The sequence below is a fragment of the Myxococcales bacterium genome (assembly GCA_016717005.1).
GTDB lineage: Bacteria > Myxococcota_A > Polyangia > Haliangiales > Haliangiaceae > UBA2376.
This window is the reverse complement of the sequence record JADJUF010000021.1, coordinates 148,567-169,750: the sequence shown is the minus strand read 5'-3', so window position 1 is coordinate 169,750 and position 21,184 is coordinate 148,567. Positions and strand designations below refer to the sequence as shown.

Sequence of the window (21,184 nt, the reverse complement as noted above, 5' to 3'; positions counted from 1 at the left end):
CCGTGCTGTTTCTGGTCCGTGGCGCCATCGGCCACGGATCCGCCGCCGGCGGCTAGCCTGCCCGCACTGACCGAGGAGCCCCCGTGAAGGACATCTTCAACTTCTTCGAGAAGCCCAAGGACCCCCGCTCGTTCTCCGCGATCCGCATCATGCTGGCGTCGCCGGAGCGCATCCGCGAGTGGTCGCACGGCGAGGTCAAGAAGCCCGAGACGATCAACTACCGGACGTTCAAGCCGGAGCGGGACGGCCTGTTCTGCGCGAAGATCTTCGGGCCGGTCAAGGACTACGAGTGCAACTGCGGCAAGTACAAGCGCATGAAGCACCGCGGGGTCGTGTGCGAGAAGTGCGGCGTCGAGGTGATCCAGTCCAAGGTCCGCCGTGAGCGGATGGGCCACATCACCCTGGCCACCCCGGTCGCGCACATCTGGTTCCTGAAGTCGCTGCCGAGCCGCATCGGCAACCTGCTCGACATCCCGCTCAAGGACCTCGAGAAGGTCCTGTACTGCGAGAGCTACATCGTCATCGACCCGAAGGACTCGGGCCTCGAGCGGGCCGAGCTCCTGAGCGAGGAGCAGTACGGCAAGCGCCTCGACGAGCTGGGCGCCGACGCGTTCGACGCCGGCATGGGCGCCGAGGCGATCCTCGGCCTGCTCCGCCAGATCGACATCCTCCAGATGGCCGAGACCCTGCGCGTCGAGATGCGCGAGGTCTCGTCGGAGGCCAAGCGCAAGAAGATCGCCAAGCGGCTCAAGGTCGTCGAGGCGTTCCGCGAGAGCGGCAACAAGCCCGACTGGATGATGCTGACGGTCGTCCCGGTCATCCCGCCCGACCTGCGCCCGCTGGTGCCGCTCGACGGCGGCCGGTTCGCGACGTCGGATCTCAACGACCTCTACCGCCGCGTCATCAACCGCAACAACCGGCTGCGCCGCCTGCAGGAGCTCAACGCCCCCGAGATCATCATCCGCAACGAGAAGCGGATGCTGCAGGAGGCGGTCGACGCGCTGTTCGACAACGGCCGCCGCGGCAAGACCATCACCGGCCCCAACAAGCGGCCGCTGAAGTCGCTCTCGGACATGCTCAAGGGCAAGCAGGGCCGGTTCCGCCAGAACCTGCTCGGCAAGCGCGTGGACTACTCGGGCCGCTCGGTCATCGTGATCGGCCCCGAGCTCAAGCTCCACCAGTGCGGCCTGCCCAAGAAGATGGCGCTCGAGCTGTTCACGCCCTTCATCTACAACAAGCTCGAGGAGCGCGGCCTGGTCACGACGATCAAGAGCGCCAAGAAGCTGGTCGAGAAGGAGCGGCCCGAGGTCTGGGACATCCTCGAGGAGGTGATCAAGGAGCACCCGGTGATGCTCAACCGCGCCCCGACGCTGCACCGCCTCGGCATCCAGGCGTTCGAGCCGGTCCTGACCGAGGGCAAGGCCATCCAGCTCCACCCGCTGGTGTGCGCGGCGTTCAACGCCGACTTCGACGGCGATCAGATGGCCGTCCACGTCCCGCTGTCGATCGAGGCCCAGATGGAGGCCCGGGTGCTCATGATGAGCACCAACAACATCCTGTCGCCCGCCAACGGCAAGCCGATCATCGTGCCGTCGCAGGACATCGTCCTCGGCCTCTACCACATGACCCGCGAGCGCCCGTTCGCCAAGGGTGAGTACCGCGAGGACAAGAAGGGCAAGATCATCCGCGGCGTGTTCTCGTCGGTCGACGAGATCCGGATGGCCTACGACCACGGCGAGATCCACCTGCAGGCCGCGGTCAAGGTCCGCATGGCCGACCAGGCCGGCGTCAACTCGGTGGTCTCGACCACCGTCGGCCGCGCGCTCCTGTACGAGCTGTGCCCGCGCGAGATCCCGTTCGAGGCCATCAACAAGGTGATGGGCAAGAAGCAGCTCGCCGAGCTGATCGACCTCGTCTACCGCATCTGCGGCCAGAAGGCCACGGTGCTCCTGGCCGACGCGCTGCGCACGACCGGGTACACCCAGTCGACCAAGGCCGGCATCTCGGTCTGCATCGACGACATGGCGATCCCGGCCTCGAAGGAGAAGCTGCTCGACGGCTCCAAGAAGGAGGTCGCCGAGATCGAGGAGCAGTACACCGAGGGCCTCATCACCGACGGCGAGCGCTACAACAAGGTGGTCGACATCTGGGCGCAGTGCGCCGAGGCGATCTCCAAGGACATGATGCGCGACATCTCGACCGAGGAGTTCAAGGACCCGGACGGGAAGCTCGCCGACAAGACCGCGCCGTCGTTCAACTCGATCTTCGTCATGGCCGACTCCGGCGCCCGTGGCTCGCAGCAGCAGATGCGCCAGCTGGCCGGCATGCGCGGCCTGATGGCCAAGCCGTCGGGCGAGATCATCGAGACGCCGATCACCGCGAACTTCCGCGAGGGCCTGACCGTCCTCCAGTACTTCATCTCGACCCACGGCGCCCGCAAGGGCCTCGCCGACACGGCGCTCAAGACCGCGAACTCGGGGTACCTGACCCGGCGCCTCGTCGACGTGTCGCAGGACAACATCGTCAGCGAGTTCGACTGCGGCACCCGCCAGGGCATGGAGATGATGCCGCTCATCGAGGGCGGCGAGATCATCGAGCGCCTCGGCGACCGCATCCTCGGCCGCGTCGCGATGGAGGACATCGTCGACCCGTACACCGGCGAGGTCCTGGTCCCGGCCAACAGCGAGATCACCGAGGATCACGTCAAGATCATCGAGAACTCGGGCATCGACCGGGTCAAGATCCGCTCGGTGCTGTCGTGCGAGACCCGCCGCGGCATCTGCACGCTGTGCTACGGCCGCGATCTGGCCCGCGGCCAGATGGTCAACATCGGCGAGGCGGTCGGCGTCATCGCCGCCCAGTCGATCGGCGAGCCCGGCACGCAGCTCACGATGCGCACGTTCCACATCGGTGGCGCGGCCGCGCTCCGCACCGAGCAGAGCTCGCTCGAGTCCCGCAACGAGGGCTCGGTCAAGCTCAACAACGTGCAGGTCGTCAAGCAGAAGGAGCACTGGGTGGTCATGAACCGCCAGGGTGAGGTCGTCCTGTGCGACGAGCTCGGCCGCGAGCGCGAGCGCTACGGCCTCCAGTACGGCGCGAAGCTGATGGTCAAGGAGGGCGACAAGGTCAAGGGCGGTCAGCTCCTGGCCGAGTGGGACCCGTACGCGATGCCGATCGTCACCGAGGTCGGCGGCTACGTGTCGTACGGCGACATCGTCGACGGCGTGACCATGCAGGAGACGCTCGACGAGGTCACCGCGATGTCGCGCAAGACCGTCATCGAGAGCAAGGACGCCGACAGCCGCCCGCGGATCGCGCTGCGCGACGACAACGGCGAGCCGGTCAAGGTGCCGGGCTCGGACAACGAGGCCAAGTACTTCCTGCCGGTCGGCGCCAACATCTTCGTCAACGACGGTGACTTCGTCGAGGCCGGTGATGTGGTCGCCAAGATCCCGCGCGAGACCACCAAGACCAAGGACATCACCGGCGGTCTGCCCCGCGTCGCCGAGCTGTTCGAGGCCCGCAAGCCCAAGGACCACGCGGTCATCGCCGAGATCGACGGCACGGTGCACTTCGGCAAGGACACCAAGGGCAAGCGCAAGGTCGTCATCGTGCCCGAGGTCGGCGATCCGTCGGAGTACCTCATCCCCAAGGGCAAGCACCTGAGCGTCCGCGAGGGCGATCGGGTCCGCGCCGGCGAGGCGCTGATGGACGGCCCGGCGAACCCGCACGACATCCTCCGGGTGCTCGGCGAGCGCGCGCTGGCCAAGTACCTGGTGGACGAGATCCAGGAGGTCTACCGCCTCCAGGGCGTGCGCATCAACGACAAGCACATCGAGGTCATCGTCCGGCAGATGCTGCGGCGCGTGACGGTCGTCGACCCGGGTGACACCAACTTCCTGGTCGACGAGGCGGTCGAGAAGCACATCTTCGACGAGGAGAACGAGCGCGTGATCCTCGCCGGTGGCCAGCCGGCCAAGGGCGACCCGCTCTTGCTCGGCATCACCAAGGCGTCGCTCTCGACCGAGTCGTTCATCTCGGCGTCGTCGTTCCAGGAGACCACGAAGGTGCTGACCGAGGCCTCGATCAACGGCCGGGTCGACTACCTGCGCGGCCTCAAGGAGAACGTCATCATGGGTCGCCTGATCCCGGCCGGCACCGGCCTGGGCGCGTACAAGCGGCTCACGGTCGACGTCGACGTCGACGCGGACGACGACCTCGACGCCGACGTGGTCTGAGCCCAGGTAGGTGCAGGGGCGCTCCTGCGTCGGTGGTCACACCGACTCGCACGGCGCGTTCAGCGTGAGTCGGGCGGCGTAGACAGACGGTGACACCTCGAGGCTGACCCCTCGGGGTGTCGGCATTTTCGGCGTCGGCGTCGTCCGCGCCAGCGGGCGCGCGCCGGCGGCGTCGGTCAAGTCGGGCGTGCGGCCCGTGCCGGCGCCGGCGGTGGGGCTTCGATGACGACGACGAATTCGCCATCGCTGGTCGTGTCGAACGAGCGCATGCGGCGGCCGCCAATCGTCAGCAGCTTCGTCTTCTTCAGGAAGCGCTGCCAGGCGCCGTCGTCGGTGAACACCTGGGCCACGTCGCCGACGAACAGGCGCCCCGACATGACGTCGAGCTCGAGGTGCGCCTCGATCGGTGGGGCGGTATCGATCCGTACCTGCAGCGCGCACCGGCCCTGCACCACGGGGAGGATCGCGAGCGAGCCCGCGTCGTCGGCGTGCGGCGTGAAGTCTTCGCTCCCGTTCGTGATCAGGTAGGCCATGTCCGCGAGCGTGATGTTGCCGGCGTCGACGCTGATCCGGAGCTCGTGCGTCGTCGTCGCCGCGGTCCCCTTGGCCTTCGCGGTCCCCTTGGCCTTCGCGGTCCCCTTGGCCTTCGCGGTCCCCTTGGCCTTCGCGGTCCCCTTCGTCTTCACCGGTGCCCGCGGCTTCTCGTTCGCGCTCGTCCTGCGGCGCGTCATCTGCTCCACCTTCGGTCTCGATGCATGCCGCCTCCTCGCGCCGCGATCATATCAGCGTCCACACCGCTGCCGCGGCTGTGCGAATGCGCGCTGCCGGAGACGCTGCCGCGGGTCCGCGACCTGGCTGGCTGGACATCACCGCGGGGCGGCCGGTGCCGGTCGTGCCGTGAGCCAGGATGCCGCGGCGTCGTGAGGCGCGCGTGCGTGGCGCCGGGGCCAGCGCGTGCGCGATACTTCGGCGATGCGGACCGCGATGATCCTCGTGCTGGTGTGCGGATGTGGTCGGGGCGCCGAGTCGGGCGGGCGAGGGGCGAGCCCCGCGCGCGACGCGGCGGCGAGGCCAGAGGCCGACGCGGGCGCGAGCGTGGACGCGGCGCTGACGGTGCGCTGGCGGGGCGACGTGGTGGTGCCGGTGGTGGCGCTGGCGGAGCGGCGGTTCGTGCCGCTGGCGGGGTGGCTCGCGCCGAGCGATGGCGCGGCGGCCGTGGCGCCGACGACGTACCCGCCGCCGATGCGGATCGAGGCGACGCCGAACTCGAGCGTGCAGCCGCGGGTGGTCCCGGGCGACGGGCTGCCCGCGTCCTGGCGCGCGGCGGTGGGGACGGCGGTGGCGGCGTACGATCGCGCAGGGCACCGCTGCCCGACCACGATCGGCGGGGTCTACTGGCTGGGGCTCGACAACGGCGAGGCTGAGCTGGGGGAGGGGCCGATCGTGGTGGGGGAGCTGACCACCGCGCCGGGCTGCGATCCGATCGTGGTCACCGACCGGGCCGAGCCGCGGTTCGCGACGCCGACCAAGGCTACGCCGGCGCAGCGCGCGGCGGTCGAGCGCGCGTTCAAGCGGCTGCCCGGGGTCAAGCGGCAGGGGCGCGATCGCGAGATCGACCGCGACGGGCTGGCGACCACGCTGTTCGTCGGCGCCGATGGCGCGTGGATGGTCGCGGCGGCGACCTACGAGCTGCGCGAGGCGTCGTGCGACCCGGCGCCCGAGGTGGTGCGCGCGATCTTCGCGCTGCCCGCGACCGGCGCGCCGACCCTGGTGGCCGAGGTCGACGAGGAGCTGGGCCTGCGCGCGGTGGGGCTGTTCGACAGCGATCGCGACGGCCACGTCGAGCTGATCACCGGCCACGGTCGGTTCGATCACGGGATGTCGCTGGAGACCAGCTACGTCGGCTATCGCGACCTCGGGCCGCGCGCCGCACCGCCCGATGGCCCGGCGACCGACGTCGCGTTCTCGACCTACTTCGGCTGCGACTGAGCGATCGCGGCCACGCGGGCTCGCCGCTGGTGGCGCTCGGCCTGGCCGCCGGCGACAACCAGTGCACGAACGATCGCGTCGCGTTGATCTCGACCGATCGGCCGGTCGAGGCGTCCACCCGGCCGCGCGCTGACGATCTTCCTCGCGCGCTGGTCTTCGCGGCCGAGGCGCGCGCTACCATCGCCCGATGCCATCCTGGATCGGCGACTCCAACTGGATGTACGGCCCGCTGGTGCTGTCGGGGCACGACGTCGCGGCGTGGACCAAGCTGCGCGCGCGCGCCACCAAGGCGTTGACGCCCCACCACCGCGGCACCGGCGAAGAGGCGCCCGTGCTCCTCGACATCGGCGGCCCGGTGCTGGTGCTGCCGAGCGGCCGCGAGACCGCGTGGCACCCGCGGCCGTGGGGCGGGTTCTTCACCCGCATGATCGACCTCGAGAACGTGGTCGCGCAGGACGCCGGCGCCAAGTGGAAGCCCGACGCCACCACCGACCTGGCGCCGACCGCGCTGCGGCTGGCGGTGAGGGGCCCGCTGCACTTCGTCGACTTCGCGACCGCGCACGATGCGCCCGCCGAAGGCGCGCTCGCGATCGAGCTGCCGCCGGGCGACTACTTGGTCGACGTCGCCAACCAGGTCAAGCCCGATCGCCGCCGGATGTTCCAGGTCATCCGCCTGCGCAAGGACGGCGTCGAGATCGCCGCGGCCAAGCCGGCGAAGGCCAAGCCCGACCCCGATGCCTGGCTCGACGCGCCGGCCACCGCGACGAGCAAGAAGATCGCCAAGGGGCTCAAGCTCGCCGAGAGCGAAGGCGCGGAGATCTTGCTGGTCAGCGGCGACGACTACGCCAAGGGCAAGCGCGGCATCGTCTTCGACTCGCCCGATCCGTCGGGGTTCATCATCGACGGCCCGCACATCATCATCTACCGCCAGCTCGGCGCCGACGACCGGGCCCAGGCCGTGGCCACCGCGCTGGCGGTGCCGGACAAGCGCTGGAAGAAGACCCGCAAGCGCGTGGTCGTCGGCACGAGCCGCGCGCTGTACCTGGTCGACGGCGACGCCGAACCCGCCGACGTGCTCGGCAAGAAGCGCCTCGGCGACGACGCGGTCCGGCTCGAGGTCGCCCCCGGCACCTACGCGCTCAGCTCGTGCGGCGAGGTGCAGTCGACCACGGCCATCCTCGACCTGCACCGCCTGACCCGGGCCTGACGCGCCTCGGGCGGCGCCCGCTTCGCCGCCGACATCACCCGAAACGGCGCAGATCGTTCCGCGTCGGCGGGCGGTGTGGACGGACGGTGACACCTCGAGGGTGCGTCCTCGGGGTGTCGGCATTTTCGGCGTCGGTGTGACGGTGGTGATGTGGGACAGCCCCGGCGTGGGGCGCAGGGCAGGGGCGTCGTGATCGGCCGCACCCTGGCGGGGGTGGCCCCGAGCGTGCAAGAATTAACCTCGCCCACCGTACGCTGTCGTACCTCTCGACGAATGCCCACCTCGACCCCGACCGGAGCCGCCACCGCCGATCTGGCCCCAGGCCAGCAGGTGGGGGAGTACGTGATCGACGCGCTGATCGGCGCCGGCGGGTTCGGCACGGTGTTCCGGGCCACCCACCCGCTGATCGGCAAGGAGGTGGCGATCAAGGTGCTGTCCCGGGCGTACTCGGCCCAGCCCGAGATGGTGTCGCGGTTCGTCGCCGAGGCCCGATCGGTCAACCAGATCCGCCACCGCCACATCATCGACATCTTCGGGTTCGGGCAGCTCGACGACGGCCGCCACTACTTCGTCATGGAGCTGCTCGAGGGCCAGCCGCTCGACGCCTACCTCGAGCAGCACGGCCGCCTGACGCTGGAGGAGGCGGTGCCGGTCCTGCGCGGCGTGGCGCGGGCGCTCGACGCCGCCCACGACAAGGGCATCATCCACCGCGACATCAAGCCCGAGAACATCTTCCTGGTCGCCGACCCCGAGGGCGGGTGGTTCCCCAAGCTGCTCGACTTCGGCATCGCCAAGGCGTTCGGCGGCGCCCCCGAGGGCATGCACAAGACCCGGACCGGCGCGCCGATCGGCACGCCGTACTACATGTCGCCCGAGCAGTGCCGGGGCCGCGACGTCGACCACCGCACCGACATCTACGCGTTCGGCTGCGTCGCCTACGAGCTCCTGACCGGGCAGGTGCCGTTCGACGGCGACGACTACATGGACATCCTGATGAAGCAGATCGGCGAGCCGGCGCCGAGGCTGTCCGAGGTGGTGCCCGGGTTGAGCGCGCTCGACGACGCGATCACGGCGATGATGGAGAAGGAGCCGACGGCCCGCCCGGCCAGCCTGGCCGCGGCGATGGGCGCGCTCGAGCAGTCGGCCGAGTCGAGCGGCGTGGCCCTGCCGGTGGCGCGGTCGAGCGCGCAGCTGCAGCGCCAGACCCCGGCGCCGAGCCTGCGCACGCCCACGCCGTCGACCAGGCCGATCGCCTCGGCCGAGACGATCGACCTGGCCGCGCGCCCGGTCATGGGCACCGCGCCGACGATGGCGAGCCCGACCACCGCCGTCGTGACGGCGGCGCCGTCGACGACCGGCGAGCTCGGCGCGCTCGATCGGCCCGCGCCCGCGCGCCCGCGGCGCGCGCTCGTGGCGATCGCCGGCGTGGTCCTCGTCGGCGCGATCGCCGCGGTGGTGGTGGTCAAGGCCACCAGCTCGTCGTCGAAGCCGCGCGCGGCGGCGCCGCCCGTGGCCACGCCGCCCGCGCCCGCGCCGACCCCGCCGCCGGTGCCGGCCACGGTCACGGTGACGTTGTCGGGGACCCCGGCCGGGGCCGAGGTGATCGGTCCCGACGGCGCGACCGCGACCCTGCCGGGCACGCTCACGCTGGCCCGCGGCGACGCGGCGGTCGAGTTGACGATCCAGGCGCCGGGGTTCGTCACGGCCACGCAACCGGTGACGCCGAGCGCGGCCACGAGCGTGATCGTGAACCTCACGGCCGCGCCGACGCCGACGCCGACGCCGACGGGCAAGCGTCCCAAGCGGCCCCCCGGCGGCCACGGCAGCGGCAACCCGATGCTCGAAGATCCGTTCAAGAAGAAGTGACCGGCGCACCGCCGGCGCCTCGCAGTCCTTTGCCCACAGAGGTCGCATGCACCGACGCCGAATCGGCGCGCGCGCGGGGAGCGCGCTCGCCCCCACGCTCGCGCTCCTGCTGATCACCGCGGCGTGCACGTCGCTGCCCGGCGCCGATCCCGGCACCTGCGGCAACGGGCTGGTCGAGCCGGCGCTCGGCGAGGACTGCGACCGCCCCGGCGCGGACTGCGGCCAGGCCGGCACTACCGCGGCGTGCCGGCTCCTGTGCGCGAGCGACGCCGACTGTCCCGCGACCGCCGTGTGCGACGCGGCCGGCACCTGCGTGGTCGCCGACGGCCGGTTCGTGCGCGCCGACGAGCAGGTCGTCAACGCCGAGTACCTGCTGATCGGCGACCTCGACGGCGCCGGCGATCCCGATCTGGTGCTGATCGACGACGTCCGCATCGACGTGCGCACCGGCGCCGCCGGCGCCGGCTTCGCGGCGACCGCGCTGGTCCCGAACCAACCGCTCCTGTCGGCGCCGACCGCCGGCGACTTCAACGACGACGGCAAGCTCGACGTCGTGACCTCGGTCGGGTTCGCGCTGAACCTGATGCTCGGCGACGAGGCCGAGCTCCTGTCGCCGACGCTGCAGCCGACCGTGTCGTCCGACGCGATCTCGGGGCCGTTCCGCACCGCCCGGTTCCGGTACACGGTCGGCGGGCGCCGCGGGCTGGCGACGGCGTTCGTCGCGACGCTGGCCTTCGGCGTCGACTGCCCGCTGCTGGCTGGCTGCCCGGTGATCGCGATCGGCGCCGAAGGGTACCCGCTCAACGACGGGCGCGATCCCGACCGCCTCGTGACCGGGCCGATCCCGTGGGCCTGGTTCCCGCCGACCGCGGGCACCGAGCCCAGCGTGGCGCTGGCGGCGCTGGTGTTCGCCGACGGGCCCGGCCTCGACGACTCGAGCGCGATCGACCTCTACCGGGTCCCGGTCGCGCCCGGCGCCGCCGGCGCGCTCCTGCCGGTCGGCTCGATCACCGGCCAGGACGCGCGCGCCGCGTCCGTCGGTGACGTCGACGGCGACGGGCGCAACGACGTCGCGATCACCAGCGAGCTGCTCGGCGGGCGGGTCGAGGTGCGGATCGCCCGCGGCACCGCGACCGGCTTCGAGCCGCCGCGCCGGCTGCGCCTGCGCGCCCAGGGCTCGCCCGGGATCTACACCGACGCGCCCGACGCGGTCGCGTGGCTCGACCTCAACGGCGACGGCACGATCGATCTGGTGACGGCCGACGGGGGGCTCGCGCTCGCCTGCGGCGCGCCGGGCGTGACCTGGGACTGCGAGACCACCGAGCTGGTCCGGGTCGGGTCGTTCGACGAGACCTGGGTGCGCGCGACCCAGGGCGACCTCAACGGCGACGGCCGCGCCGACCTGATCGCGGTGCGCAGCAGCCTGAACACCCTCGACGTCTTCCTGGCCGGCAGCCCGGTCGACAGCTTCACCGCGGCGCCGTTCCTGGTGTCGGCCCCGGTCAGCGCGGTCTGGACCGGCGACTTCGACGGCAACGGCGCCGACGACGTCGCGATGCTGACCGACACCGACGCGCCGGCCCGGGTCGATCTGCGGATCGCCTACGGCGTCATCGGCGGCGTGCCGGGCGCGGCGATCCGGACCGGCGCGCTGCAACGCCCGGCCGCGATCGCGGTCGAGCACGTCGGCCTGCTGACGCCACCCGACGGCGCCGAGGATCTGATCCTGTACGACGAGCACGCCGGGGGCGGCGTCGATCTCACGTTCGTGCTCGGCTCGGCCAGCCAGCGCATGTCGGCGCCGCTGTACCCGGCGACCGAGCCCGCGGCCCCGGACGGGTCCCTGCTGGCGATCCCCGCCGTGGTCGCGGTGCCGCTCGAGGGCGCCGACGTGATCGCCGCGCTGGCGGTGCAGCTCACGCCGCGCTTCGGCCTGCCCGACGTCCACAGCGCCAGCGTGCGCTTCTACCGCGCCGACGCCAGCGGCCGGATGACCGAGCGCCGCGCCGGCGCCGTCGATGCGGCGGGCCTGGCGCTGCTCGGCGCCCAGGTCACCGTGCTCGCGCGCCCGGGCGAGCTGCCCCGGGTGATCGCGATCGACGCGGCGGGCAAGGGCTTCGTCGTGCCGGTGACCGGCTGTCCGGACGCGTGCGCCCTGATGACGTCGACGCCGCTGGGCGGCTCGGGTGGGCTGGGCGCGCCGATCGCGCTGTCGACGGTCGCGATCGACGACGGCGGCCTCGCGCTGGTCGCGCTGGTCGGGACCGACGTCGGCGGCGCCGAGGTGTTGATCTGGCGCGACCTCGCGGCCGAGCCCGAGCGGGTGCCGCTGCCCGCCTCGACGCTGCCGCTGTCGATCGCGGCGATCGCGCCGCCGGGCGGCGGCCCGCGGTCGCTGGTGATCGCGACCTTGAACCGCGCGCTGCTGGTGTCGACGCCGGGCGCCGACGGCCGCTACCCGCCGCCGGTGGAGGCCGGCGCGGCCGGGCTGATCGACCAGCCGGTCCGGACCGCGCTGTCGGTGAGATCGGTCGACGTCGACGGCGATCACGTCGAGGACCTGGTCGTCGGCGTCGGGCCCGACGTCGAGCGCCTGCGCCAGGTCGTGACCTACACCCAGGGCCACGTGCCCGGCGGCGCCGGGCTCGCGGCGGGGGAGGGCCAGTGATGCGCGCCCGCACCGCCGCCCGCGCCTCGGGCCTCGCCGTCCTCGCCGCGCTCGCGCTGGTCGCCGCCCCGGCGGCGGCCGACGACCGCAAGACCGCCGAGAAGCACTTCCGCACCGGCGAGCGCCTGTTCAGCGCCGGCGACTTCGCCCACGCCGCCGGCTCGTTCGAGCAGGCGTACGCGACCTTGCCGCTGCCGGGGATCGCGTTCTCGGCGGCGCAGGCCTACCGCCTGGCCTGGGCCAAGTCCACCGACAAGGACCCGGCCCACCTGCGCCGCGCGGTCGCGCTGTACCGCGCGTACGTCGACCAGGCGCCGCAGGGCGACCGCGTCGTCGAGGCGACCGCCGCGCTCGGCGATCTCGAGCCGCTGCTGGCCAGGCTGGGCGGCGGCGGTGGCGGGGCGGCCCCGATCATGGCCCGGGTCACCGGCGTCACGCTCACGTCGGCGATCGCCGACGTCAAGGTGTCGATCGACGGCGGCGCGCCGGTGCCGCTGCCGCTGGTCAAGGAGCTGCCGGTCGGCACCCACGAGGTGGTCGCGACCGCCGTCGGCTACGCCAGCCGGACCCTGCCGGTGTCGACGCTCGAGGGGGCGCTGGTGCCGGTCGAGGTCGAGCTCGACGCGCTGCCCGCGCGCCTGACGATCAAGGCCGCGGGCGGCTCGACGGTGGCCATCGACGGGCGCGGCGCGACGCTCGATCGCGAGCACGCGGTCGCGATCGCGGCCGGCCGCCACCTCGTCACCGTCACGCGCCGCGGGCGCCGGACCTTCGCCCAGGAGGTCGACGTCGCGCGCGGCGAGGCGCTCACGGTCGGCGCTCGGCAGCCGGTCACCGGTCAGCGCCGGGCGGCGACCTGGGTGCTCTACGGCGCCGGCGCGCTCGCGGCCGGCAGCGTCGTCGCCACGACGTTCGCGTTTTCGTCCGACGCCGACGCCGCCGAGCTGGCCGACCGGCGGGCCAGCCGGGGCCTGTCGATCGACGAGGTCGCGCGCTACGACGCGCTGCGGGTCGAGCGCGACGACCGCCGGGCGCTGGCGCTGGGCCTGGGCGGCGCCGCGCTCGCGGTCGGCGTCACCGGCGCGCTCCTGTACTGGTTCGATCGCGACGAGGTCGGCCCGCTGTCCAGCCTGGCGCCGACCGTCAGCGGCGACGGCGCGGGCGTGACGCTGGGGGGGCAGTTCTGAGGTGCGCCGCGACCGCGCCCCAGTGGCGGTCGTGCGCGCCATGGCGTTCGCGATCGATCCAAGCTAGGTTCACCGGGCATGGGTACGTCGACGAAGCGCGTGACACCGGTGGCGATGACGCTCACCTTTCCAAAGTTCTGGACGTGGCTCCAGGGCCACGTGAACTGCATCGTGCGCGCCGGCACCCCCGAGGTCGTGCTGTTCGACCACGACGACTTCCACTGGACCCTGCTGGCCGAGGACGACACCACGCGGGTCGTGCAGCTCGCGCGCGGCAAGGAGCTGGTCGGCGAGCTGGTGCTGTTCCCCACCGAGATCGCCTACGTGCAGGCCGAGCCCGGTGAGCAAGAGGGTGAGTTCGTCTTCGACTGCATGATCGACACCGAGGCTGCGCGCGAGGTCGCGTACCACTTCGTGATGGCGCACCCGTACGAGACGACCGAGCACCCGCGGCCCAAGGGCGGCGGCGACAAGTGGACGCACTGACCCGCGCCGCCCGCGCCCCGCGCCCGCGTCGCGCCTGACCGCCGGCGGCACCGTGTCCGACATCCGGACGCGATGTCCGGAATCCGGACTCGGAGCCGGCGCCGGAATCCGCACTCGGAGCGGGAGCCGGAGCCGGAGCCGGAGCGGGAGCGGGAGCCGGAGCCGGAGCCGGAGCGGAGCCGGAGCGGGAGCGGGAGCCGGAGGGGGAGCCGGAACTGGAGCAGGAGCCGGAACCGGAGCCGGAGCCGGATCCGGAACGGGAGCCGGATCCGGAACGGGAGCCGGAGCCGGAGCCGGAACGGGAGCCGGAGGGGGAGCCGGAACTGCAACCAGACCCGGCCCTACGCCGGCGCCGGCACCCGGGCGCCCCCCGGTTGGGCTCCCGGCCCACTTCCGGAGCGTCGCGCCCCCGTGCTATCGCTCCGGGCGCCCGGCAACCGGGATCGAGGCCTGGCTTGGCGCCACGATCCGCTTGACAGGGGAGGGTCCATCTGTAGACTCTCGCGCCTCCGCGACGGGTCCGTTTCCGTCAGTCCACGCCACTGGAGTCTGCTCGAACATGCCTACGATCAACCAACTGGTTCGCCACGGTCGCGAGATGGTCAAGACCAAGACCGCCTCGCCGGCGCTGAAGTCCTGCCCGCAGAAGCGGGGCGTGTGCACGCGCGTGTACACCACGACCCCCAAGAAGCCGAACTCGGCGCTCCGGAAGGTCGCGCGCGTCCGCCTGACCAACCAGATGGAAGTGACCTCGTACATCCCGGGCGAGGGGCACAACCTCCAGGAGCACTCGGTCGTCCTGATCCGCGGCGGCCGCGTCAAGGACCTCCCGGGCGTCCGCTATCACATCATCCGCGGCACCCTCGACACCACCGGTGTCGCGAACCGCAAGCAGAGCCGGTCCAAGTACGGTACCAAGCGCCCCAAGTGAACTGAGGATCGGAAAAAGTCATGCCCCGTAAAGGTGAAGTTCCCAAGCGCCGCGTCCTCCCGGACCCCAAGTTCACGGACGCTCCCGCCGACATGCGTCGCCGCATCACCAAGTTCATCAACGTGGTGATGTCTGACGGCAAGAAGTCGACCGCCGAGCAGATCGTCTACAAGGCCCTCGATCTGGTGGCGGAGCGCGCCAAGGACGATCCGCTGAAGGTGTGGGACCGCGCCCTGGGCAACGTCCGCCCCAAGGTCGAGGTCAAGAGCCGCCGCGTCGGTGGCTCGACCTACCAGGTGCCCGTCGACGTCCGCCCCGACCGCTCGCTCGCCCTCGGCATGCGCTGGCTGGTCGAGCACGCGCGCAAGCGCAACGAGAAGACGATGGTCGATCGGCTCGCCAACGAGATCGTCGACGCCGCGCAGAACCGTGGCAACGCGGTCAAGAAGCGCGAGGACGTCCACAAGATGGCCGACGCCAACAAGGCGTTCGCCCACTACCGCTGGTAGCGGTGACCCACGGCCGGCCCTGCCGGCCGTCGTTCGTTTGACGCTGCAGGCATCTGTCGAGGAGGCGAGGACACCGAACCACGAACAGCACGGGGGTCACGTAGGCGGGCGCGCACGCGCACCGAACCACCTGGCCTGAACAGGATCGCCGCCGCGCTGCGCGGACCCGATCCGGCGGCGCTCGCGCCGCGCCACCGTCCTCGGTGCCCCCGCCCGCCGTCCGATCTCGGACCCTCGACAGATGCCGTGAACCGCCCGTCCCCAGGCGACCGCCACCCGATCGCGCGCGTGCGCAACATCGGGATCATGGCGCACATCGACGCTGGGAAGACCACGACCACCGAGCGGATCCTGTTCTACGCCGGCGTGATCTCGCGCCTGGGCGAGGTCGACCACGGCTCGGCCACCACCGACTGGATGGAGCAGGAGCAGGAGCGCGGGATCTCGATCACCGCGGCCGCGACGCTGTTCACCTGGCGCGATCACCAGGTCAACCTGGTCGACACGCCCGGCCACGTCGACTTCACGATCGAGGTCGAGCGCAGCCTGCGCGTCCTCGACGGCGCGGTCGCGGTGTTCGCCGCGACCGAGGGCGTCCAGTCCCAGAGCGAGGCGGTCTGGCGCCAGGCCGACCGCTACCACGTGCCGCGCCTGGCCTTCGTCAACAAGTGCGATCGCGCCGGCGCCGATCCGGAGATGGTGGTGCGCGAGCTGCGCGAGCGGCTGGGCGCGCGGCCGCTGGTGCTGCACCTGCCGATCGGCCTCGGCGACGACTTCGTCGGGGTCGTCGACGTGATCGCGCAGACCGCGCGGACCTGGGACGACGACAGCCTCGGCGTGCGCTTCGAGGACGGCCCGATCCCGGCCGAGCTGGCCGCCGCGGCCGCGGCCGCGCTCGACGAGCTGCAGGGCGCGATCGCCGAGCTCGACGACGGGTTCCTGAGCGCGTACGTCGCCGCCGCCGACGCCGGCGGCGCGGTCGCGCCGGCCGAGGTCCGCGCCGCGGTCCGACGGCTGACGCTCGCGAACGCCGCGGTGCCGGTCGTGCTCGGCGCCGCGTTCCGCAACAAGGGCGTCCACAACCTGCTCGACGCGGTGATCGACTACCTGCCGGCGCCGAGCGATCTGCCGGCGGCGGTCGGCGTCGATCCGACCACCGGCGCGACCGGCACCCGCGCCGCCACCACCGACGCGCCGCTGGCGGCGCTGGCGTGGAAGGTCATGGCCGACGTCGGGCCCGGCGGCAGCGAGCGCGGCCTGGTGACCTACGTCCGCGTGTACAGCGGCACGCTGGTCGCCGGCGGGGCGGTCTACAACGCCACCAAGGCCAGGCTCGAGCGGATCGAGCGCCTCGTCCGCATGCACGCCAACCGGCGCGAGGACGTCGCCGCGCTGCCGGCCGGCGCGATCGGCGCGATCCTGGTCGCGGTCGGCGAGCGCGGCGCCACCACCGGCGACACGCTGTGCGCGCCCGACGCGCCGATCCGCCTCGAGACCGTGCACGTGCCCGAGCCGGTCATCGGCATCGCGATCGAGCCGGCGACCGCCGACGACATCGCTCGGCTGCGGGCCGCGCTCGACCGGCTCGCCGCCGAGGACCCGTCGTTCCGGGTCGGCGTCGATCCCGACACCGGGGCCACGACCATCGCCGGCATGGGCGAGCTCCACCTCGAGATCCTGGTCGATCGGCTGCGGCGCGAGTTCGGCGTCGACGCCCAGGTCGGGCGGCTCCAGGTCGCGTACCGCGAGACGATCACCACCAGCGCCCGGGCCGAGGCCCGGCACCTGGCCGCGCACGGCCCGGTCGGCCGCGCCGACTACGGCCACGTGATCCTGGCGCTGACGCCGTCCGCGCGCGGCCGCGGCTTCACCTTCGAGAACCAGTCGGCGAGCGCCGACGTCCCGGCCGAGTACGTGCCGGCGGTGGCCGAGGCCGCGGCCGAGGCCGCGCTCGGCGGCGTCGTCGCCGGCTTCCCGATGACCGATCTCACCGTCGCGCTGGTCGGCGGCTCGACCCACGTCGTCGACGCCTCGCCCCGCGGCTACAAGCTGGCGACGACCCGGGCCTTCCGCGAGGCCGCGGCCGCGGCCGGGCCGACCGTGCTCGAGCCGCTGATGGAGCTCGAGGTGCGCTCGCCCGACGAGCACATCGGCGACGTCCTCGGTGAGCTGCTCGCGCGCCGCGCCAAGATCACTGGCATGGAGGCGCGGCCTGGTGTACAGGTCATCGCCGCCGCGGTGCCGCTGTCCGAGATGGTCGGCTACGCGACGGTGCTGCGCTCGAGCTCGCGCGGGCGCGGCACCTACTCGATGCGCTTCGCCCACTACACCGAAGTCCCCCACGCCACGCGCGCCCGCCTCGCGGCCCGCGCGGCGATCGCCTAGGAGAGCACGCCATGTCCAAGGAAAAGTTCGTCCGCAACAAGCCGCACGTCAACATCGGGACGATCGGCCACGTCGACCACGGCAAGACCACGTTGACGGCGGCGATCACGAAGACGCAGTCGACGAAGGGGCTGGCGAAGTTCACGGCGTTCGATCAGATCGACAAGGCGCCGGAGGAGAAGGCGCGCGGCATCACGATCGCGACGGCGCACGTGGAGTACGAGTCGGACAAGCGGCACTACGCGCACGTCGACTGCCCGGGCCACGCGGACTACATCAAGAACATGATCACGGGCGCGGCGCAGATGGACGGCGCGATCCTGGTGGTGTCGGCGCCGGACGGGCCGATGCCGCAGACGCGCGAGCACGTGCTGCTGGGTCGGCAGGTGAACGTGCCGGCGATGGTGGTGTACCTGAACAAGTGCGACATGATCGGCAAGGGGGACGAGGAGCTGCTCGACCTGGTCGACATGGAGCTGCGCGAGCTGCTGAGCAAGTACAACTACCCGGGCGATGACACCCCGATCGTGCGCGGCTCGGCGCTCAAGGCGCTCGAGGGCGACGCGTCGGAGTACGGGACGCCGTCGATCCAGAAGCTGCTGGACGCGTGCGACTCGTTCATCCCGGAGCCGAAGCGCGAGGTCGACAAGCCGTTCCTGATGCCGGTCGAGGACGTGTTCACGATCACGGGCCGCGGGACGGTCGTGACGGGGCGCATCGAGCGCGGCATCGTCAAGGTCGGCGACAACATCGAGGTGGTGGGCTTCGGCGACACCAAGTCGACGACGTGCACGGGCGTCGAGATGTTCCGGAAGCTGCTCGACGAGGGCCAGGCGGGCGACAACGTCGGCCTGCTGCTGCGCGGCCTCAAGCGCGAGGACATCGAGCGTGGCATGGTGCTGTGCAAGCCGGGCTCGATCCTGCCGCACACGAAGTTCGAGGCCGAGATCTACATCCTCAAGAAGGAGGAGGGTGGTCGCCACACGCCGTTCTTCAACGGCTACCGGCCGCAGTTCTACTTCCGCACGACCGACGTGACGGGCATCGTCGTGCTGCCCGAGGGCATGGAGATGGTCATGCCCGGCGACAACATCAAGGTCAACGTCGAGCTGATCACCAAGATCGCGTGCGAGGACGGCCTCCGGTTCGCCATCCGCGAGGGCGGCAAGACCGTCGGCGCCGGCGTCGTCACCAAGATCACCGAGTAAATCGGACCCAAGAAGTCACGATAAAGTGTATTTAGTTCAGGTGGTTGCATCGTTGCGCCAGGCTGGCACAGGGGGCTCGATCCCGGCCCTCCAAGCCCCTGAAAGAACCTGCAAATACCTCTTCCAAAACGAATCGATCTGAGTACACTGCGCGACTCTTAAACCAGGCCAGGCGCCACCCCGACGACTCGCTCCGACGTACCCCGGTACCAGGACCGCTTCCGACGAGCCCCGGCCTCCGAACGACCCCCACGGCAGCACGTCTCACAGGACCCCGCCATGAACACGCAACGGATCCGCATCCGGCTCAAGGCCTACGACCACAAGCTCCTCGACCAGTCCGCGGGCGAGATCGTCGAGACTGCCAAGCGCACCGGCGCCAAGATCGCCGGCCCGATCCCGCTGCCGACCAAGATCAACAAGTACTGCGTCCTGCGGTCTCCCCACTGCGACAAGAAGTCGCGTGAGCAGTTCGAGATCCGGACCCACAAGCGCCTGCTCGACGTGCTCGAGCCGACCCAGCAGACGGTCGACGCGCTGATGAAGCTCGACCTGTCGGCCGGCGTCGACGTCGAGATCAAGATCTGAATGGAAGGGAGGGTCTTCGCCAAGACCCTCCCCTCGGCTATTGGCCGAGGCTCCCCTCCCGAAACGACCGCAGCGAGTTCGCCATGAAGCTAGACGTCAAGAACACCGCAGGAAGCAACGTCGGCCAGATCGACCTGGCCGACGACGTCTTCGCGACCGAAGTCCACGAGCACCTGCTGTGGGAGGTCGTGAAGTGGCAGCTCGCCAAGCGCCGCTCCGGCAACGCCTCGACCAAGCGCATGAGCGAGGTCAACGGCTCGTCGAAGAAGGTCTGGAAGCAGAAGGGCACCGGCCAGGCCCGTCAGGGCAGCCGCAAGGCCCCGCACTGGGTCGGTGGTGGCTCGGCGTTCGGCCCCAAGCCGCGCAGCTACGAGTACACCCTGCCCAAGAAGGTCAAGAAGGCGGCGCTGTGCTCAGCGCTGTCGCTCCGGGCCGGCGAGAACAAGCTGATCGTCGTCGACCAGTTCCCGGTCGGCGAGAAGCAGCTGACCAAGTCGGTGACGGCGGCGCTCAAGAACCTCGGCGTGGCCCAGCCGGCCGCCAAGGTGTTGATCGTCGACGCCAAGGACAACACCGGCCTCGTGCGCGGCGCCCGCAACCTGGCGTCGTCGCAGTGGCTGGCCCCCGAGGGCCTCAACGTCTACGACATCCTGCGCCACGAGACGGTGATCATCTCGCAGGGCGCCATCAAGCAGGTCGAGGCCGCGCTCCGCGCCGCCGCCGCGGCCGAGTGACCTCGGCCCGTCATCAGGAAAACGCCATGCGAGCTCCTCAATCCATCATCAAGCGCCCGCTCCTCACCGAGAAGAGCGCGCGCCTCCGCGAGACCGGCGGCGCGGCCGAGCGCCCCGCCGAGGGCGACGACTACAGCCAGCAGGTCGTGTTCGAAGTCGCCAAGGACGCGAACAAGATCGAGATCCGGCACGCGATCGAGAGCCTGTTCAAGGTCTCGGTCACCCAGGTCCGGACCATCGTGATGCGCGGCAAGGCCAAGCGCGTCGGCCGCTTCTCGGGGCAGCGCCCCGCGTGGAAGAAGGCCTTCGTCACGCTCAAGGCCGGCGACACCATCGCCTTCTTCGAGGGAGTCTGAGCCATGGCGATCATCAAGTACAAGCCGACCTCGCCCGGCCGCCGCGGGATGTCGACGCAGGACTTCGCGTCGATCACCAAGTCGGCCCCCGAGAAGAAGCTGCTCGAGGCCAAGACCGAGAAGGCCGGCCGCAACAACCACGGCCGCATCACGGTCCGGTTCCGCGGCGGCGGCCACAAGAAGCGCTACCGCGTGATCGACTGGAAGCGCACCAAGACCGGCGTGCCGGCCAAGGTGATCGCGATCGAGTACGATCCCAACCGCACGGCGCGCATCGCGCTCCTGCAGTACGCCGACGGTGAGAAGGCCTACATCGTGGCCCCGGCCAAGATCGAGGTCGGCGCCGAGGTCATCGCCGCCAACTCGGCCGACATCAAGCCCGGCAACAACCTGCCGCTGCGCTACATCCCGGTCGGCACCGAGATCCACGCGGTCGAGCTCAAGATCGGCGCCGGCGCCCAGCTGTGCCGCTCGGCCGGCACCCGCGTGGTGCTGATGGCGAAGGAGGGCGACAAGGCCACCCTGCGCTTGCCCTCGGGCGAGATGCGCTTCGTCAACATCGACTGCCGCGCCACCGTCGGCACCGTCTCGAACTCCGAGCACGGCAACATCTCCTGGGGCAAGGCCGGCCGCAAGCGCTGGCTCGGCATGCGCCCGCACAACCGCGGCGTCTCGATGAACCCGGTCGACCACCCGATGGGTGGCGGCGAGGGCCGCAGCTCGGGTGGCCGCCACCCGTGCACGCCCTGGGGCATCCCGACCAAGGGTTACAAGACTCGCCACAACAAGCGCACCGACAAGAACATCGTGCGCCGTCGGACCAAGTAGAGGA

The 21,184-nt window shown here is 71.4% G+C and carries 16 protein-coding genes; 15 read left to right on the top strand and 1 reads right to left on the bottom strand.

Features of this window, described 5'->3' with window-relative positions:
• Positions 1–83: 83 nt before the first annotated feature.
• Positions 84–4,238, top strand: a complete 4,155-nt coding sequence (gene rpoC, locus IPL61_19465) for a DNA-directed RNA polymerase subunit beta' (protein MBK9033420.1) — start codon at positions 84–86, stop codon at positions 4,236–4,238.
• Between the two features lie 176 nt (positions 4,239–4,414).
• Here the strand turns inward: rpoC and IPL61_19460 are convergent, their stop codons facing one another.
• Positions 4,415–4,978 (bottom strand): hypothetical protein, encoded by a 564-nt coding sequence (locus IPL61_19460; GenBank protein MBK9033419.1) that lies wholly within the window; start codon positions 4,976–4,978, stop codon positions 4,415–4,417.
• Positions 4,979–5,210: 232 nt separating this feature from the next.
• Here IPL61_19460 and IPL61_19455 point away from each other — a divergent pair, with 232 nt between their 5' ends.
• From IPL61_19455 to rplB, 14 genes are all read left to right on the top strand, one after another.
• Positions 5,211–6,227 carry a hypothetical protein gene (locus IPL61_19455; protein ID MBK9033418.1) on the top strand — a complete coding sequence of 339 codons (1,017 nt, stop codon included), beginning with the start codon at positions 5,211–5,213 and terminating at the stop codon, positions 6,225–6,227.
• 187 nt (positions 6,228–6,414) lie between these two features.
• Positions 6,415–7,434: a hypothetical protein gene (locus IPL61_19450; protein MBK9033417.1), complete on the top strand. Its 1,020-nt coding sequence runs from the start codon at positions 6,415–6,417 to the stop codon at positions 7,432–7,434.
• A gap of 273 nt (positions 7,435–7,707) precedes the next feature.
• On the top strand, positions 7,708–9,300 hold the full coding sequence (locus IPL61_19445) for a protein kinase (GenBank protein MBK9033416.1): 1,593 nt from the start codon (positions 7,708–7,710) through the stop codon (positions 9,298–9,300).
• Positions 9,301–9,346: 46 nt separating this feature from the next.
• Positions 9,347–11,968 carry a VCBS repeat-containing protein gene (locus IPL61_19440; GenBank protein ID MBK9033415.1) on the top strand — a complete coding sequence of 874 codons (2,622 nt, stop codon included), beginning with the start codon at positions 9,347–9,349 and terminating at the stop codon, positions 11,966–11,968.
• Positions 11,968–13,155, top strand: coding sequence for a hypothetical protein (locus IPL61_19435; protein MBK9033414.1), 1,188 nt, complete (start codon positions 11,968–11,970; stop codon positions 13,153–13,155). The genes IPL61_19440 and IPL61_19435 overlap by 1 nt, the downstream gene beginning before the upstream one ends.
• A gap of 78 nt (positions 13,156–13,233) precedes the next feature.
• Entirely contained in the window at positions 13,234–13,641 is a 408-nt protein-coding gene (locus tag IPL61_19430; GenBank protein MBK9033413.1) for a hypothetical protein, read from the top strand.
• Between the two features lie 559 nt (positions 13,642–14,200).
• Positions 14,201–14,572 carry a 30S ribosomal protein S12 gene (locus IPL61_19425; GenBank protein MBK9033412.1) on the top strand — a complete coding sequence of 124 codons (372 nt, stop codon included), beginning with the start codon at positions 14,201–14,203 and terminating at the stop codon, positions 14,570–14,572.
• A 20-nt stretch (positions 14,573–14,592) separates the two neighbouring features.
• A complete protein-coding gene (rpsG, locus tag IPL61_19420; protein ID MBK9033411.1) occupies positions 14,593–15,081 on the top strand; it encodes a 30S ribosomal protein S7 in 489 nt (162 codons plus the stop codon).
• A gap of 306 nt (positions 15,082–15,387) precedes the next feature.
• A complete protein-coding gene (gene fusA, locus IPL61_19415; GenBank protein ID MBK9033410.1) occupies positions 15,388–17,466 on the top strand; it encodes an elongation factor G in 2,079 nt (692 codons plus the stop codon).
• An 11-nt stretch (positions 17,467–17,477) separates the two neighbouring features.
• Positions 17,478–18,674: an elongation factor Tu gene (tuf, locus tag IPL61_19410; GenBank protein MBK9033409.1), complete on the top strand. Its 1,197-nt coding sequence runs from the start codon at positions 17,478–17,480 to the stop codon at positions 18,672–18,674.
• 279 nt (positions 18,675–18,953) lie between these two features.
• Positions 18,954–19,262 (top strand): 30S ribosomal protein S10, encoded by a 309-nt coding sequence (rpsJ, locus tag IPL61_19405; GenBank protein MBK9033408.1) that lies wholly within the window; start codon positions 18,954–18,956, stop codon positions 19,260–19,262.
• Between the two features lie 83 nt (positions 19,263–19,345).
• Positions 19,346–19,996 carry a 50S ribosomal protein L4 gene (gene rplD / locus IPL61_19400; protein MBK9033407.1) on the top strand — a complete coding sequence of 217 codons (651 nt, stop codon included), beginning with the start codon at positions 19,346–19,348 and terminating at the stop codon, positions 19,994–19,996.
• A 26-nt stretch (positions 19,997–20,022) separates the two neighbouring features.
• The gene (gene rplW / locus IPL61_19395; GenBank protein ID MBK9033406.1) at positions 20,023–20,352 is read left to right on the top strand and encodes a 50S ribosomal protein L23; all 330 of its coding nucleotides are present in this window, start codon (positions 20,023–20,025) and stop codon (positions 20,350–20,352) included.
• A gap of 3 nt (positions 20,353–20,355) precedes the next feature.
• On the top strand, positions 20,356–21,180 hold the full coding sequence (gene rplB / locus IPL61_19390) for a 50S ribosomal protein L2 (protein MBK9033405.1): 825 nt from the start codon (positions 20,356–20,358) through the stop codon (positions 21,178–21,180).
• Positions 21,181–21,184: the final 4 nt, after the last annotated feature.

Coding starts and splice junctions, on each gene's coding strand:
- rpsG (MBK9033411.1), top strand. CDS start 14,593: ATGCCCCGTAAAGGTGAAGTTCCCAAGCGCCGCGTCCTCCCGGACCCC.
- IPL61_19435 (MBK9033414.1), top strand. CDS start 11,968: ATGCGCGCCCGCACCGCCGCCCGCGCCTCGGGCCTCGCCGTCCTCGCC.
- IPL61_19425 (MBK9033412.1), top strand. CDS start 14,201: ATGCCTACGATCAACCAACTGGTTCGCCACGGTCGCGAGATGGTCAAG.
- rplB (MBK9033405.1), top strand. CDS start 20,356: ATGGCGATCATCAAGTACAAGCCGACCTCGCCCGGCCGCCGCGGGATG.
- rplW (MBK9033406.1), top strand. CDS start 20,023: ATGCGAGCTCCTCAATCCATCATCAAGCGCCCGCTCCTCACCGAGAAG.
- IPL61_19440 (MBK9033415.1), top strand. CDS start 9,347: ATGCACCGACGCCGAATCGGCGCGCGCGCGGGGAGCGCGCTCGCCCCC.
- IPL61_19445 (MBK9033416.1), top strand. CDS start 7,708: ATGCCCACCTCGACCCCGACCGGAGCCGCCACCGCCGATCTGGCCCCA.
- tuf (MBK9033409.1), top strand. CDS start 17,478: ATGTCCAAGGAAAAGTTCGTCCGCAACAAGCCGCACGTCAACATCGGG.
- IPL61_19430 (MBK9033413.1), top strand. CDS start 13,234: ATGGGTACGTCGACGAAGCGCGTGACACCGGTGGCGATGACGCTCACC.
- rplD (MBK9033407.1), top strand. CDS start 19,346: ATGAAGCTAGACGTCAAGAACACCGCAGGAAGCAACGTCGGCCAGATC.
- rpsJ (MBK9033408.1), top strand. CDS start 18,954: ATGAACACGCAACGGATCCGCATCCGGCTCAAGGCCTACGACCACAAG.
- IPL61_19450 (MBK9033417.1), top strand. CDS start 6,415: ATGCCATCCTGGATCGGCGACTCCAACTGGATGTACGGCCCGCTGGTG.
- IPL61_19455 (MBK9033418.1), top strand. CDS start 5,211: ATGCGGACCGCGATGATCCTCGTGCTGGTGTGCGGATGTGGTCGGGGC.
- fusA (MBK9033410.1), top strand. CDS start 15,388: ATGGCGCACATCGACGCTGGGAAGACCACGACCACCGAGCGGATCCTG.